Raw genomic sequence first — 15,929 nt, forward strand, 5'->3', positions numbered from 1 at the left:
TTACGACGAGGGAATCAACGTGGCCATCATGTGTTCGACATAAGCCTCGAACTCGTCGTGTTGCATGCGGGTCTGGTGCAGCTGCAAGTTCAGCTGCAGGAAGCCGACGTAGGCGGCGTAGAGCAGGCGGGCGCGATGCTGCGCGTCGGTGCGGCTCAGGCCGGCCTGGCGGAAGGAAGCGGTGAGGTAATCCAGGCGGCGCTCGGAGACGCGCCCGATCACCGGCTGCACGGCGGGATGGTCCAGCGCCTTGAGCAGCTCGGAATAGATGACGTGCGATTTGACCTCGTGGGCGACGAGGTGGAACAGCGAACGCAGGCGCTGGCGCGGATCGGGGATCGGTTCGAGCTGGCCGAACACGGTTTCCTGCTCGACCTTCTCCCAGCGCTCCAACGCCGCGACCAGCAGCGCGTCGCGCGACGGGAAATGCCAGTAGAAGCTGCCCTTGGTCACGCCGAGCCGGCGCGCGAGCGGTTCCACCGCGACCGCGGCGACGCCTTGTTCGGCGATCAGGTCGAGCGCGGCCTGGGCCCAATCGTCGGCGCTGAGTCGGCCGCTGCGTTCGGGCTTGTGATCCGTCTTGGCGTCGCCGGTGGACGGCGCAGCGGAAGACGGGGCGTCGAGCTTCGGCTCGGGCTTGTTCGAGGCGGGCTGGTTCATGGACGACAAGTTTAACCATACGGCAGGGTCGGGAACAGTACGCAGTGCAGCAAAAAGCGGGGATTCGAGATCGGGGAATCGGGATTCGTGAAAAACAGCGGGAAAATCGCGGGCTAATGCTGCAATGCAGCAGAAAAACAAGGGGCGAAACGCCGCAACGCCTTGATGCGAGCGGTGTCCGCATGTGTCTAGCGAAGCGAAGGCCGGCTCGGTTGACAGCACCGGATTGCAATTCCATACTCGGCCGTATGTTACCCGTTTGATGCCAGCGTTTGAATGTCGATCGGACCGGCTGCGCAAGCCGATCCGGCCGAATTCAGCGCCGACATCACACGAGCCCCACTAGCCTGAGTCCAGCCGCATCCTCTGGAGCGCTCTGATGAGTATCGCGATCCCCTTCCTTACCTTTCTTCTCATCGGCGCGATCGCCGCGTACCACCGCCTGCGTCTGCCGGTGTGGGCCGCGTTGACCGCCACCGCGCTGGTCGCCTGCTATCTGCTCGGCGCCAGCCCCACCGCGACCCTCATCGCCGCCGTGCTGGTGGCCCTGATCGCGGTCCCGCTGCTGGTGCCGGCGATCCGCCTGCCGCTGATCACCAAGCCGCTGCTGGGCTTCTACACCAAGATCCTGCCGCCGCTGTCGGAAACCGAACGCACCGCGCTGGAAGCCGGCACGGTGGGCTTCGAAGGCCAGCTGTTCTCGGGCAAGCCCGACTGGCAGCAGCTGCTGTCGCAGCCCAAGCCGGAACTGAGCGCGGAAGAACAAGCTTTCCTCGACGGCCCGACCGAAGAGCTGTGCAGGATGACCAACGACTGGCAGATCACCCACATCGATGCCGATCTGCCGCCGGAGATGTGGGAGTACGTCAAGAAGAACAAATTCTTCGGCCTCAACATCCCGAAGGAGTACGGTGGCCTGGGTTTCTCCGCGCTGGCCAATCACAAGGTGATCCAGAAACTGGCGTCGGTGTCGAGCGTGGTCAGCTCCACCGTCGGCGTGCCCAACTCGCTGGGCCCGGCCGAACTGCTGATGCATTACGGCACCCAGGAACAGAAGGACCACTACCTGCCGCGCCTGGCCGACGGCCGCGAAGTGCCGTGCTTCGGCCTGACCGGTCCGTGGGCCGGTTCGGATGCGACCTCGATTCCCGACTACGGCATCGTCACCACCGGCGAGTGGAACGGCGCGCGCGTGGTCGGCGTCAAGCTGACCTTCGATAAGCGCTACATCACCCTGGCGCCGGTCGCCACGCTGATCGGCTTGGCCTTCCGCATGTACGACCCGGACGGCCTGATCGGCGACAAGCGCGACATCGGCATCACCATCGCGCTGCTGCCGCGCGACACCGCCGGCGTGGAAGTCGGCCGCCGCCACTTCCCGCTCAACTGCACCTTCCAGAACGGCCCGATCCACGGCAAGGAAGTGTTCATCCCGCTGAGCCAGCTGATCGGCGGCGAAGCCTACGCCGGCAAGGGCTGGCAGATGCTGGTCGAATGCCTGTCGATCGGCCGCTCGATCACCCTGCCCTCCTCGGGCAGCGGCGGCGCCAAGATGGGCGCGATCGTCACCGGCGCGTATGCGCGCATCCGCAAGCAGTTCGGCCTGTCGGTCGGCCGCTTCGAAGGCGTGGAAGAAGCCCTCGCCCGCATCGCCGGCCACGCCTACGCGATCAGCGCGCTGTCGCAGGCCACCGCCGCGGCGGTGGCGCGCGGCGAAAACCCGGCCGTGCCCTCGACCATCGCCAAGTACCACTGCACCGAGATGGCCCGCGAAGTGGCCAAGGACGTGATGGACATCCACGGCGGCAAGGGCATCATCCTCGGCCCGAAGAACTACGCCGGCCGCAACTGGCAGGCGCTGCCGATCATGATCACGGTGGAAGGCGCGAACATCATGACGCGCTCGCTGATGATCTTCGGCCAGGGCGCGATCCTGTGCCATCCGTGGGTGCTCAAGGAAATGAAGGCGGCGATGCTGCCCGACAAGGCGCAAGCGCTGCGCGAGTTCGACAAGAACCTGTTCGGCCACATCGGCTTCGCCATCTCCAATGCCGTGCGCAGCTGGTGGTTCGGCCTGACCGCCGCGCGCGTCGGCGCCGCCCCGGGCGATGCCTATACCCGCCGCTACTACCGCAAGCTCAACCGCTATTCGGCGACGCTGGCGGTGATGGCCGACACCTCGATGCTGTTGCTGGGCGGCAAGCTCAAGTTCAAGGAATCCCTGTCGGGGCGCCTGGGCGACGTGCTGAGCCAGCTGTACATCGCCAGCGCCATGCTCAAGCGTTACGAAGACCAGGGCCGTCCGGCCGGCGATCAGCCGCTGCTGGCCTGGGCCTTCCACGACTGCGTGCACAAGATCGAACTGGCGCTGTCGGGCGCGCTGCGCAACTTCCCGATCCGTCCGGTCGGTTACCTGCTGTGGATGCTGATCTTCCCCTGGGGCCGCCGCGCGCAGGCGCCGAGCGATCGCCTGGGCCACCGCGCCGCGTCCTTGCTGATGTCGCCCAACGACGCCCGCGACCGTCTGGCCGAAGGCGTGTTCACCACGCCGTGCGCCAACAACCCGGCCGGCCGCATCAACAGCTACCTGCAGAAGGTGATCCTGGCCGAGCCGGTGGAGCGCAAGTTCCTCAAGGCGCTGAAGAACAGCGACATCGAAGCACTGGACTTCCCCGGTCAGCTCGACGAAGGCGTGCGCGAGGGCTGGATCACGGCCGAGGAACGCAAGCAATTGGAAGAGCTGCGCGAGATGACCATCGATGCGATCAGCGTCGACGACTTCGACGCCGCCGAGCTGCGTTCGGCCGGTTACAAGGCGCTGCACGAGCGCGATCACGGCGCTACCGACGCACGCGCCGCGGCGTGATGCGGATCGCGCGCATGCGACGCGATGCTTGAATCGGAACGGCGGGCCTTCGGGTCCGCCGTTTTTGTTTGGGGCTTGCCAATCAAGTTTTTCGCGAATCCCTCCTATCCGTCATTCCCGCGAACGCGGGAATCCAGCGACTTTCGTGCAGCAGCGACAAAGGCACTGGATTCCCGCGTTCGCGGGAATGACGGGCAGGAAGAGACGCACGCATTTGCGGGAATAGCGGCCGGGAACACACGCACCCACCCGGCCCCATCCGACTCACCGCCCACACAACCACGGACCCGCCCATGAGCGCCAACGTCCTGTCCCTGTACAAGAAAATCACCCGCTACCCCGCCGGCCACTGGCTGTTCACCCGCGCGGTGTGTTTCAAGGCGCCGTACTTCGCCAGCATCTCGCCGCGCTTCGAGTCGCTGGAACCCGGCCGTTGCAGCGCGACCATGCGCCACCGCCGCGCGATCACCAATCACCTGGGCACCGTGCACGCCATCGCCATGTGCAATCTGGCCGAACTCACCGGTGGGGTGATGACCGACGCCAGCATCCCCAAATCGATGCGCTGGATCCCGGTCGGCATGAGCGTGGAGTACCTGAAGAAAGCCGTCGGCACCATGCGCGCGGTGGCGACGCCGGCCGCGCCCATCGTCGAATCCGACCGCGGTTATGATCTGCCGGTAGACGTCGAAGTCACCAACCCCGCCGGCGAGCCCGTGTTCCGTGCGCGCATCGCCATGCGGGTTTCGCCCAAGCCCAAGCGCGAGTGAATCCGCGCGGAGGAGCCATGCCATGAACGCGACTGCCTGGATCTGGATCGGCGGTGCCCACAGTCTGGCTTTCGCGCTGTTCCACATGGCGTTCTGGAAGCTGTTCGGCTGGCGGCAATCGCTCAAGGCCGCGAACCGGGCCGACCGGGCGATCCTGCAGATTCTCAACCTGCGGCTGATCTACGTGTTCTTGTGCATCGCCGCGCTGTGCTTCGTCTTCGCCGACGACTTGCACGGCACCGCGATGGGGCGCGCGGTGCTGGCGGGAATGTCGTTGTTCTGGGTCGGCAGGACGATCGAGCAATTCGTGTTCCTGCGGATCAACCGGCCGCTGGTGCATGCGCTGACGGCGCTGTTCGTGCTGGGCGCGGTGATTTTCGCGGTGCCGTTATTTCTCTAGATCCGTCGCACTTTCAACCCTAACCACAATCCCCAAGCCCTGCTTCCCCCCTTTGAAAAAGGGGGGCCAGGGGGGATTCGCTTTTGCTTTGCTTCAATGCCACCAAGGCAAAAGCAAATCCCCCGCGCCGCGGTTCGCCATCGACAACGCGGCTTTCGCCGGGCGCTCGCCCCCTTTTTCAAAGGGGGCCCCGATTTCGCGCTGCGGTTACGACGCGCAATCCATCGCCGGTTCCGCTTCCGATTCACCAGCAGCCGCCACCGCCTCCGGCGCGACCGGCTTACCCGCCGACATCAGCACGAAACCCAGCAGCACCGACACCGCAACGATGCCCGCGGCCGCGTAACCCAACCCGCCGACACCGATCGCATCGATTACCTGACCGCCGACGATCGCACCGACGCCGATGCCCAGATTCGCCCCGGAAATATTCAACGACGCCGCGAACGCCGGCGCCTGCGGCGCCGACTTCATCACCCGCACATGGCTGACCGGGAACAAGGCCGCCTGGGTGATGCCCCACAGCGCCAGCGTCACCGCGAACAAGGGCAGCGACTGCACCGCCGGCACCACCAGCACCAGACCGATCGCCATCGGCACGCTGAAGATCAACGACGCCGCCAGCGGATTGCGATCGACGATGCGCCCGCCCAGCGTATTGCCGATCAGGCCGACCGCGCCGAAGGCCATCAGCGCCCAGCCGACCACCGAGCCGTTGAAACCGGCCAGACGCTCGAACATGTCCGCCAGATAGGTGTAGGCGGTGAACATGCCGGTGAACAGGATCACCGACAACAGCACATGCCCGCCCACGCGCGGGTCGCGCAGCACCTGGAACTGATGACGCAATTTCATCTGCGGCTGAGCCGAGCGGCTGTCGGGCAGGAACACGAACAGCAGCGTGGCCTTGAGCACCGAGGCGATCGCCAGCGCGACGAAGGCCGCGCGCCAACCGAAGGCGTCGGCGATCAAGGTGCCGGTGGGAACGCCGATCACCGTCGCGCAGATCACGCCGAAGGAAATCACCGAGATCGCGCGCCCGGCGCGCTCCTGCCCGGCCAGATCGACCGCGGTTTCGCTGGCCAGCGCCCAGAACACCGGCACGCCCAACGCCGGGATCAATCGCGCGAGCGCCATCACCCCGAGATTCGGCGCCATCGCCGCGAGCAGATTGGAGGCGGCGAACAACAGCAACACCACGATGAACAAGCGCTTGCGTTCGAAGCGCGAGAAATACGCGGTCAGGAACGGCCCGCTGGCGGCGACCGCGAACGCGAACAAGGTCACCAGCAAACCCGCTTGCGAAACGCTCACGCCCAGATCGCGCGCGAGCGACGGCAACAGACCGACCAGGATGAATTCGGTCGTCAGCACGGTGAAACCGGCCGCCGACAGCAACATGAGGGGCAACAGCACGGGGTGCTCCTTGAAGAAAGAACGGTCGCCGCCGCGCGGCGCGAGCCGTAGCGACGTAACCATCGAGGGGAATGCAGAGGAAGCCGGAGGGCGCGCCGTGTGCCGGCGCATGGGTTCACTCTAGAAAACGCCGCGGCATCGATAAACCGCGCTGCGTCGCTTTCATTGTTCCGAATCCCGGACGCTGCGCGCAGGCCTTGCGGTTGCGGGCTTTGGCGGGTTTTCGTCGGTTCGGGACTGTAAATCCCGGATTGCGAACTAGTCGCGCGCGCGCGGATGCGGCATGTTGGCCGGCGCGTTATCGACGACGCCCGATTGGTCCCGGCCGCGTGCCGGCTTCGGTGCGTTCGTTGCGATGAACGCGCAACCGGTCACACCGTTTGCAACATCGCCGGTCTAGGCTCGACGCCCTGTCCACCGCGCGAGGCGAAGATCATGGCGAAGGTGCTGGTGCTTTATTACTCGGCCTACGGCCACTGCGAAAAAATGGCCGAAGCCGTGGCCGAAGGCGCGCGCGCGGCCGGCGCGCAGGTCGATATCAAGCGCGTTCCGGAGCTGGTGCCGGAGGATGTCGCGCGCAAGTCGCACTACAAGCTCGATCAGGCCGCGCCGGTCGCGCAGATCGCCGACCTGGAGCATTACGACGCCATCGTCGTCGGCACCGGCACCCGCTTCGGGCGGATGTCCTCGCAGATGGCCAACTTCCTCGATCAGGCCGGCGGGCTGTGGGCCAAGGGCGCGTTGCACGGCAAGGTCGGCGCGGCCTTCACCTCGACCGCGACCCAGCACGGCGGCCAGGAAACCACGCTGTTTTCGATCATCACCAACCTGCTGCACTTCGGCATGGTGATCGTCGGGCTCAACTACGGTTATGCCGGGCAGATGCGACTGGACGAAGTCACCGGCGGCTCGCCTTACGGCACCACCACCATCACCGGCGGGGATGGTTCGCGGCAGCCGACCGAGAACGAACTGGATGCGGCGCGTTATCAGGGGCGCGAGGTCGCTGAGACGGCTAAGAAGCTGCACGGGTGAGTTGATGAGGGTCGAGGGAGGAGCGAAAAGCGAATCCCCCTAGCCCCCTTTTTCAAAGGGGGAACGGTACGCAAGATGGAAGGTTTCGCCGCTGTCGGGGGCGAAGCACGAAAATCGCGCCCCCTTTGAAAAAGGGGGCTGACGCCCGGCGACCGCTTCGTTTCAGACCAACAATCGGAGCGTGGGGGATTCGCTCTCGCCCTGAAAGAGACCTAAAGCAACCACACCGCCGCCAGCGCAGCCAGCGCCGGAACCGCCTGCACGTAGAAGATCCGCCGGCTGACCGTAGCCGCGCCATAAGCGCCGGCGACCACCACGCAGGCCAGGAAGAACGTCGCCACGTCCACGCGCGCGCACACCAATCCCCAGACCAGACCAGCGACCAGGAAGCCGTTGTACAGCCCCTGGTTCGCCGCCAGCACCCGGGTGATCTCGGCCTTCTCCGGGGTGTTGCGGAACACCTTCATGCCGAGCGGCCTGGTCCACAGGAACATCTCCAGGACCAGGAAATACAGATGAAGCAACGCGACCACGGCGATCAGGACGATGGCGAGCCAATGCATCGGGCGTGCTCCATAAGCTGAGATCGAAGCGAGCAGCATACGGCTTCGCACGGCCGGCGCCGAGATCCGCGCCACGGCTTGGGACCAACCGCGAGATCGCGTCCGTCACCCCGCACGACGCCCCGCGAAATCAACCGCCCTTGGCCTCCGCCTTCGCATGCCAGGCCTTGAGCACCTCGGCCTCGCGCTCAGGCTTCAAGCCGGCCTTGAGCTTCGCGCGGCGCTCTTCCGGCAGCGTCCGCCACCAAGCCAGGGTATCGCGCGCGGTCTCCCGCAACGGCCGGTAGCTCAGCCCCGCCGCCTTCGCCTTGCTCACCGAGGTGCGGCCGAAGCCGGCGAATTCGCCGCGCGCCGGAATCCACGTCGGCATGTCGCTCCAGGCCTGCACCTTCTGCTCTTCGAGGAAATCGGCCGGCACCCAGGTCACGCTGGACTTCTTGCCCGAGGCGCGCTGCGATTCGCGCAACACCGCGCCCATGGTCAGCGCGCCCGGCACGCCGTCGGCGTTGTAGATGCCGACATGGCCGTGTTCGATCGTGCTCAGCAGGAACGCAGCCAGATCGCGCACGTCGATGAACTGGGTCGGGTCCTGCTCGCTGCCGGGGGCGAGGATCTCGCCGCCGCGGTCGGCGCGCGCCGGCCAATAGGTGAAACGGTCGCTGTTGTCGCCCGGGCCGACGATCAAACCCGGCCGGACCACGGTCGTGCGGCCGGGCAGTTCCTGCTCGGCGGCCTTCTCGCACAGCGCCTTCAATCCGCCGTAGGTGTCGCCGGTGACTTCCGTGACGTTGGGATCGGCCAACGTCGCGACCGGCGAGGTTTCATCGGCCGGCACGTCGTTCTTGGCGTACACCGAAATGGTCGAAACCAGCACGTACTGCTTCACCCGCGCCGCGAGCAGCTTGCCCGAACGCGTCACATCGGCCGGGAGGTAAGCCGAGGTGTCGAGCACCGCGTCCCACTGGCGGTCGCCTTCGAGCGCCTTCATGTCGGTCTTGCGGTCGCCGTGCAGTTGCTCGATGTCGTGGTACTCCTCGCCGGAGAACTTGTCCGGGTTGGTCTTGCCGCGATTGAACAACGTCAGCGCATGGCCGTGCTTGCGCGCGATTTCGACGAAGTGCGGCCCGAGAAATCCGGTGCCGCCCATCACCAGAATCTTGCGCGGCTTGGGCTGAAGCATCGTGCGCGCGAACGAAGGCATCGCGAGCAGGCCGGCGCCAGCGGCACCGGCGGCGAGAAAATCGCGGCGGTTGATGGTCATGATTCACCTCGTGCGGGTTGTCGGTCGAAAGCGCTATCGGAAGAAGAATCGGCGCCGGGCAGGCCGCGCTGCGCGCGCACGATGCTCCAGGCGCCGGCGGTCATGCCCGCGGCGGCGACCGCGCCGGCCGCGAACACCGCCTGGGTGCCGAACAACGCCATCGCTTTGTGAATCCACACGAAGGCCAGATCGGTGCCGCGGAAGATCGCGGTGTCGATCACCGCCTTGCCCTTGTAGCGCGACGGGCGGTCCACCCGCGTGTACAGGGTTTCGCGCGCCGGCTTGGCCAGGGCGAATTCGCTGCCGCGTTGCAGCACCTGCACGATCGCGACCATCACCGGCAGCGGCGAGGCCATCAGCACGCCGAAGCCCAGCAGCAGGATCAGCCCGGGCATCAGCAACGCGGGGGCGACGCCGTGGCGATCGAGCAGCCAACGCGTGAGCAGCAGTTGAGTGAGGATCGCGAGCAGATTCACCGCGCTGTCGATGCGGGCGAAATAAGCCGTCGCCGCTTCGGCGCCGGGATAGAACTCGCGCGCGATCGCCGCCTGCTGGTTGTAGAGCAAGGTCGCCGCGCCGACGCTGAAGAACAAGGTCACCGCCATCGCCCGCAGCACCGGCCGCCGCCACACCAGTTTCAGCCCGGCCCAGACCGAGCCGCCCATCGCGCGCTCGCCGCTGTCGAGCCCTTGCGCATGCGCGCGCCGGATCGCCCACGGCCGCAGCCGCACGATGCACAGCACGCACAGCGACAGGAATCCGGCCGAAACCAGCAGCAGATTCGCCACACCCAACGGCTGCACCAGCCATTGCGTCAACATCGGCCCGATCACCGCGCCGGCGGTGCCGCCGGCGCCGATGTAGCCGTACACCCGGCGCGCCTGGCGGTCGTCGAACACGTCCGCCATGTAGCTCCAGAACACGGTCACCGCGAACAGATTGAAGATCGCGGTCCACACGAAGAACACCATGCCGCGTCCGGGCACCTGGGCGTGGAAGGCCCAGTGGAACGCGAACAGGCAGACGATGAAGATGCCGTAGACCACCGGCAGGAACACCCGCCGCGGGAACCGCGCGACCAGGGCGCCGTACACCGGCTGCAGCACGATCATGCTGACGAAGGTGCAGGTGAACAGCACCTGCAGGACGAAGTCCTTCAGAGCGAACCCGTGCGCCTGCGCCCACTGGATCATCGCTTGCGGAAACACCGTGGCCGCGTCGCTGGACGCGCCCATCGCATCGCGCACCGGCCGCAGCACGTAGTAGCCGCACAGCAGGCAGAAGAAGTACAGCAGCGACCACCATAGCGGCGTCTGCGCCAGCGCCTTGCGCAATCCGCTCATGCGCGCGCTCCGCGATCGCCCGCATACGAGGTTTCATATTCGCCGCGCACCGCGCCCGATGGCACACGCACGCGTTCGCATCCGCACCGCAGGCACGGTTCGCGCATGATCCTGAGCTCCATTTTCCAACACACAAGCTAGCGCCGCGCTCAAAGCGGCGGCGTCTGCGGATGGTCATCCCGACCTTTGGCACAGGCCGCGGATGCGTTGCTCAGTTCCGCTCGAGTTCCCGCAGCACCTCAGGGCGCTGCGCGATCGGCCGGGACGGATCGAGCTGCACGTAGGTCGCGCCGGTGCGCGCCAGCGCCGCGGCCGCCGCGGCGGAGCGCTGGTCGTCGACCAGCACACACACCCGGCGCCCCGCTAGGCGTCCCGCTGGAGCTTCCTGCGCCGCCTTGGCCAGGGCTGCGACCAGCGCGTCCTGTTCGGAGCGCGGGTCGAACGCCGTTGCGAACACCAATGCCCCGGTTTCGCGGTCGGGGTTCGACAAGGTCTCGACGATCTGCCGCAATTCGGGCAAGTCCGCGCGGCCGGCTTGCATCTGGATCCGCCGCAACCCCGGCTCACGCTCGCCTGCGTCGGGATCGAGCCGACGGCAAGCCTCGGACAGGTAGTGATTCCAGTCGCCGTAATCGCCCGTCGCCGGCGCCAGCAGCGGCGCGCGCCGGACCGCCTTCGTCGCCTCCCAAAGCACCTGCTCTCTGGCGATGGCCGGCGCGGCTTGGACATAAGCGCGCCGCAGTGCGGTCTCATAGCCGGATGCACGCCGTCCAGTCGTTGCATCCAGCGCCAGTTCGACATAACCGGCGGGCTCGTAGCTGCGGTCGTTGTTGTTGGGAATCGCCACGCGCAGCAGCACCTGGCGCCCGTCGGCCGAAAACCTGTGCTCGCGGCCCCAGCCGATCGAGCTGACCGAGCGCGGTAAGGCGCGCACATAATCGGCCGGCAGCAATTGCTCCAGGCCCAGCGAGCGCACCATGCGGCCGGCGGTGTCGTACAGCACGACCACGCGTGGGCCGTGGCCGGCGCCGTACCAGTCGTTGAAGGTCGCCGTCCGACCGTCGTCCGACACCACGAGCCAGGGCGGCGCCACCGGATTGCGCAGCGGTCCGCGCCATACCTGCACCCAGCCCGCCCCTTCCCGGCGTTCCATGCGGGCTTGCGCAGCCTTTTCCGGCGGAACGTCTTTTCGCTCGCGCGGCGCAGGGTCCGCCGACGGCGTCACCGTCAGCCGATAGCGCCCGTTGCCGGAGAGGTAAGTCTTGACGTGCGGCGGCTCGAAAAGATCGGCACGCGCCGGCCGCCACGGCCACAGGCTGGCCAGCATCAGCACAACGGCGCACAGCATCGCATTGCGGTCCATCTGCCTGTGCTCCATATCCGTCAGCCGGCGCGGCCACCTTAGCGCGAAGATCAGCGCCGCGCCGGTTCCCTCGCCGCCGCGCGCAAGGTCAACCGCGAAATCTCCGGCGGCACCCCGAACCGCACCGGCAGGATGCTGGTGCCGATGCCGGTGGAGACGAACAGATGCTTGCCGTGATCGATCAGGTAGCCGCCGGCATAACGCTGTTCGGCCGGCAGTACCGGCGTGCCGATCCACGGCAATCTGACCTGGCCGCCGTGAGTGTGGCCGGCGATGGTCAGCGATGCGCGCGGCGGAATGTCGGGGAACAGATCCGGGTTGTGGGTCAACGCGATCGCCGGGGCGTCGTCGCTGACGCCGGCGAAGGCGCCGGCGACGTCGTGACGGGTTTCCCATTTGTCGCCGATGCCGACGATCCACACCCGGCAGGCGCCGAACTGCGCGGCCTGGGCCTGGTCTTCCAGCACGATCACGCCGGCCGATTCCAACGCGGCGCGCACCTTGTGGCCGTCCTTCCACCAATCGTGATTGCCGAGCACGGCGTAGACCGGTTTGCGCGCGGTCAGCGGCTTGAGATGCGGCGCGAGTTGGTCGGCGGAGATGTAGGTGCCGCCGAGCACGCTGAGTATCACGTAGTCGCCCGCCATCAGCACCGCGCTGGCATCGCTGGCGGCGAGCCTGGCGACGATGTCGTCGAGCCTGTCCAGGCCGTTATGCGGCGAGCCGGTGTGCAGGTCGGCGACCACGTCCAGGCGCAAGCCCTCGCATTCGCGCGACCAGTGCGGCAAGGCGAAGACGTAGTCGCGCTCGACCAGTTGCCGCGGTTCCCAGAAGAATCCCCAGGCCAGGCACGCCAGCGCGCACAGCACCAGGGTGACGAACAAGCGCTGCAACCATTGTTGACGCGGCCACGGCCGCCAGCCACGTCTCATGCGCGAGCGCTCTCGCCCGCTTCGGACGCGCCGCCGCGCTGCACCCAGCGCGCGACGTTCCAGCCGATCACGCCGGCGCCGGCCGCGACCACCGCGCTGATGCCGGCCAGCCCGGCGACGCCGACGCCCAGGCTGCGCAGGCCGACCATCGTCGTCGCCACCGCCACGTCGCCGAAGCGCCAGGCTGCGGTGTCGACCGCGTTCTTGCCCTTGTAACGCAGGGTGCGCGCGGCGCTGGAGAACAGGCTCTCGCGCGCCGGACCGACCATGCCGTAGGCCAGTCCGCGACTGACCACCAGCGCCATCGCCACCGCCGGCAGCGGCCCGATCATCGCCGCCATGCCCGCCGGCAACGACGCGATCAAGGCGCCGTAGGCGGGAAACAGTTCGGTCAAGGGCGCGTGCGCATCGGCGACCGAGGCCGACAGCGTCAGGAACATCACCGTCACCACCGACCACACGCCGATCACCGAGGCTGCGCCGCGTCGCGACAGCAGCCACGGCGTCAACAGCACCTGCGCGCTCAGCGCCACGATGTTGGTCATCAGGTCCAGGTCGGCGGCGAAGCGGGTGCGCGAGACCGCGTCGGTGAAGGTCGCCTTGGAATAATCCACGACCAGGCCGTAGTTGACCGTGCCGATCCAGTCGCCCAGCAGCAGCAGGATCGCCATCGAACGCATGAACGGATTGGCGAAGACCTGCTTGATGCCGTCGAACATGCCGCCGCCGATCGCGGCCTCGTGGCTGCTCTCGAAACGGCGCGTGCCGTGCACGCGCGACCACTGCCCGAGCAGGATCACGAACACCAGCGCCAGCGCCAGCAGCGAGGCCGACACCACCAGCAGCGGCGCCACGCCGATCACGCCGACCAGCCGCCCGGTCAACGCCGGCCCGACCAGCGAGCCGACGGTGCCGCCGACGGCGATGATCGGGAACAGCCGGCGCGCCTGGCCTTCGTTCCAGATGTCGGTCATGAAGCTCCAGAACACCGACACCACGAACAGATTGAACACGCTGATCCAGACGAAGAACACCGTGCCGAGCACGCGCGGACTCAGCGGCCCGTGCGCGCCGAACAGCGGCACGAAACCGATCAGGCAGGCGATGAAGAAGCCGTACACCACCGGCACCACCACCCGCCGCGGATAGCGCGAGACGAGGGCCGAGAACACCGGCGTCAACGCCAGCGTCGCCAGCAAGGTGGCAGCGTAGAACCACGGCAACTGAGTAGAGCCGACCACGGCGCTGAGCTGGTCGCGCACCGGCCGGATCACGTAGTACGCGGTGAGTACGCAGAAAAAATAACCCACCGATAAAGCCACCGCGCGCCATTCGCCGGTATGGACCCGTCCGGTGGACAGGCTGGCGCCTTGAACTGCCGACATCGCGTCGCTCCGTGAGTGAACCGCCGGAGGCCGGTCGGCTCTGCAGATCGTGGATTGCGGATCAGCGGCGCGGGAGCCGTCGCGATGCGTTCCCGTCGTCGCCTGCGCGGCCGCCACTGCCGGCCGTGCAGGTTTGCCGGCACGGTAGCCCAAGGCGTCGGCGGCCGCCACCACGGCGTGTGGCGGAACCGGGCGCGTCCGCTGTTGGGAGCATTTGCTCTAGTTTTGCCGCTTACGGTCGCCCGATCCGCGCGGCAACCGATGCCGCGCCCCTGCGGGATGCACCAGTGCCCACCGAGTTCGACTACATCATCATCGGCGCCGGTTCGGCCGGTTGCGTGCTCGCCAATCGCCTCAGCGAAGACCCCGATACCCGGGTACTGCTCATCGAAGCCGGTCCGCGCGACCTGCACCCCTTCATCCACATGCCCGCCGGCGTGTCCAAGCTGGTCAACAAGAAGGGAGTGAACTGGGACTACGACACCGCGCCGGAGCCGAACCTGGACAACCGGGTGCTGTGGTGGCCGCGCGGCAAGGTGCTCGGCGGTTCGAGTTCGATTAACGCCATGTGCTACATCCGCGGCGCGGCCGGCGACTACGACGGCTGGGCCGCCGCCGGCGCCAGCGGCTGGGACTGGAACAGCGTGCTGCCCTACTTCCGCCGCAGCGAACGCAACAGCCGCGGCGACGACGCCCTGCACGGCAGCATGGGCCCGTTGTACGTATCGGATCTGCGCTACACCAACCCGTTGTCGGCCGCCTTCATCGAAGCCGCGCGCCAGGCCGGTTATGCGGCCAACAGCGATTTCAACGGCCCCAGCCAGCACGGCTTCGGCTATTACCAGGTGACGCAGAAGAACGGCGCGCGCTGCTCCAGCGCGGTCGCCTACCTGGACCCGGCGCGCGAACGCCGCAATCTGCACATCGTCACCAAGGCGCTGGTCAGCCGCATCACCATCGAAAACGGCCGCGCCACCGGCGTGGTCTACAGCAGCGGCGGCCGCGCCTATCACCAGCACGCGCAGCGCGAAGTGCTGCTCAGCGGCGGCGCGATCAATTCGCCGCAGTTGCTGATGTTGTCGGGCGTCGGTCCCGCCGATCAGCTGCGCCGGCACGGCATCGAGGTCGTGGCCGACGCGCCGCAGGTCGGGCAGAACCTGCAGGACCATCTGGACATCTGCACGCTGCAGCACTCCACCCAGCGCGTCACCTACGATCGCCTCAGCGACGTCGTGGTCGCCTTCAACTATTACCTGCGCGGTCACAGCGGCCCGGGCAGCAGCAACATCGCCGAGGCCGGCGGCTTCGTGCGCTCGGATCTGGCGCCGGACGATCGCGCCGACGTGCAGTTCCATTTCGTCCCGGCGATGCTCGACGATCACGGCCGCCATCGCCTCAGCGGCGACGGCTACACCGCCCATGCCTGTTTCCTGCATCCGCGCAGCCGCGGCCATGTCGAACTGGTCAGCGCGAGCGCCGGCGACAAAGTCCGCATCAACGCCAATTATCTGAGCGATGCGGAAGGCTTCGACATGAAGATGATGGTCGAGTGCGCCAAGCTCTCGCGCACCTTGTTCAAGCAAAAAGCCTTCGATGCGTACCGCGGCAAACCGATCTTTCCCGCGCGCGAAGATCTGAGCGACGCCGAGCTGGCCGAGTTCGTGCGCGCCAAGGCCGAGAGCGTGTATCACCCGGTCGGCACCTGCCGCATGGGCGACGACGCGGCTTCGGTGGTGGATTCGCAACTGCGCGTGCGCGGCATCGACGGCCTGCGGGTGATCGATGCCTCGGTGATGCCGAGCCTGGTCAGCGGCAATACCAATGCGCCGACGATCATGATCGCCGAGCGCGCTTCGGATTTGATTCGCGGGCGGGGTTGATTTTCGGGAATCGGGAATCGGGAATCGCAGCAAGTTTCACCGCGCCCCCGCCAGA

The 15,929-nt window shown here is 67.1% G+C and carries 13 protein-coding genes; 5 read left to right on the top strand and 8 right to left on the bottom strand.

From position 1 onward, the window contains the following. A complete protein-coding gene (locus J7J50_RS18765) occupies positions 1–660 on the bottom strand; it encodes a TetR/AcrR family transcriptional regulator (protein WP_057941872.1) in 660 nt (219 codons plus the stop codon). A 379-nt stretch (positions 661–1,039) separates the two neighbouring features. Between J7J50_RS18765 and J7J50_RS18770 the strand changes: the two genes are divergently transcribed. From J7J50_RS18770 to J7J50_RS18780, 3 genes are all read left to right on the top strand, one after another. After that, the gene (locus J7J50_RS18770) at positions 1,040–3,526 is read left to right on the top strand and encodes an acyl-CoA dehydrogenase (RefSeq protein WP_215056661.1); all 2,487 of its coding nucleotides are present in this window, start codon (positions 1,040–1,042) and stop codon (positions 3,524–3,526) included. Positions 3,527–3,819: 293 nt separating this feature from the next. Then, complete coding sequence (locus tag J7J50_RS18775) at positions 3,820–4,296, top strand: hotdog fold domain-containing protein (RefSeq protein ID WP_215056660.1); 477 nt, start codon at positions 3,820–3,822, stop codon at positions 4,294–4,296. A gap of 22 nt (positions 4,297–4,318) precedes the next feature. Beyond that, complete coding sequence (locus J7J50_RS18780; protein WP_215056659.1) at positions 4,319–4,696, top strand: hypothetical protein; 378 nt, start codon at positions 4,319–4,321, stop codon at positions 4,694–4,696. Between the two features lie 207 nt (positions 4,697–4,903). On the opposite strand, the gene J7J50_RS18785 is transcribed toward J7J50_RS18780, so the two are convergent. Then, on the bottom strand, positions 4,904–6,112 hold the full coding sequence (locus J7J50_RS18785) for an MFS transporter (RefSeq protein ID WP_343222545.1): 1,209 nt from the start codon (positions 6,110–6,112) through the stop codon (positions 4,904–4,906). Between the two features lie 435 nt (positions 6,113–6,547). Between J7J50_RS18785 and wrbA the strand changes: the two genes are divergently transcribed. Continuing rightward, a complete protein-coding gene (gene wrbA / locus J7J50_RS18790) occupies positions 6,548–7,147 on the top strand; it encodes an NAD(P)H:quinone oxidoreductase (protein ID WP_215056657.1) in 600 nt (199 codons plus the stop codon). 212 nt (positions 7,148–7,359) lie between these two features. Here the strand turns inward: wrbA and J7J50_RS18795 are convergent, their stop codons facing one another. From J7J50_RS18795 to J7J50_RS18820, 6 genes are all read right to left on the bottom strand, one after another. Beyond that, on the bottom strand, positions 7,360–7,710 hold the full coding sequence (locus J7J50_RS18795; RefSeq protein WP_215056656.1) for a DUF1304 domain-containing protein: 351 nt from the start codon (positions 7,708–7,710) through the stop codon (positions 7,360–7,362). Between the two features lie 130 nt (positions 7,711–7,840). Further along, entirely contained in the window at positions 7,841–8,971 is a 1,131-nt protein-coding gene (locus J7J50_RS18800) for an SDR family oxidoreductase (protein WP_215056655.1), read from the bottom strand. Next, positions 8,968–10,314, bottom strand: a complete 1,347-nt coding sequence (locus tag J7J50_RS18805; protein WP_215056654.1) for an MFS transporter — start codon at positions 10,312–10,314, stop codon at positions 8,968–8,970. Before J7J50_RS18805 ends, J7J50_RS18800 begins: the two co-directional genes overlap by 4 nt. Positions 10,315–10,525: 211 nt before the next feature. Beyond that, a complete protein-coding gene (locus J7J50_RS18810) occupies positions 10,526–11,677 on the bottom strand; it encodes a hypothetical protein (RefSeq protein ID WP_215056653.1) in 1,152 nt (383 codons plus the stop codon). 50 nt (positions 11,678–11,727) lie between these two features. Beyond that, on the bottom strand, positions 11,728–12,609 hold the full coding sequence (locus tag J7J50_RS18815; protein WP_215056652.1) for a metallophosphoesterase: 882 nt from the start codon (positions 12,607–12,609) through the stop codon (positions 11,728–11,730). Beyond that, complete coding sequence (locus tag J7J50_RS18820; RefSeq protein WP_215056651.1) at positions 12,606–13,994, bottom strand: MFS transporter; 1,389 nt, start codon at positions 13,992–13,994, stop codon at positions 12,606–12,608. The genes J7J50_RS18815 and J7J50_RS18820 overlap by 4 nt, the downstream gene beginning before the upstream one ends. A 287-nt stretch (positions 13,995–14,281) precedes the next feature. Between J7J50_RS18820 and J7J50_RS18825 the strand changes: the two genes are divergently transcribed. Then, positions 14,282–15,874, top strand: a complete 1,593-nt coding sequence (locus J7J50_RS18825) for a choline dehydrogenase (RefSeq protein WP_215056650.1) — start codon at positions 14,282–14,284, stop codon at positions 15,872–15,874. The last annotated feature ends 55 nt before the right edge of the window (positions 15,875–15,929 follow it).

It is taken from the genome of Lysobacter sp. ISL-50 (assembly GCF_018612875.1).
Lineage (GTDB): Bacteria > Pseudomonadota > Gammaproteobacteria > Xanthomonadales > Xanthomonadaceae > Lysobacter.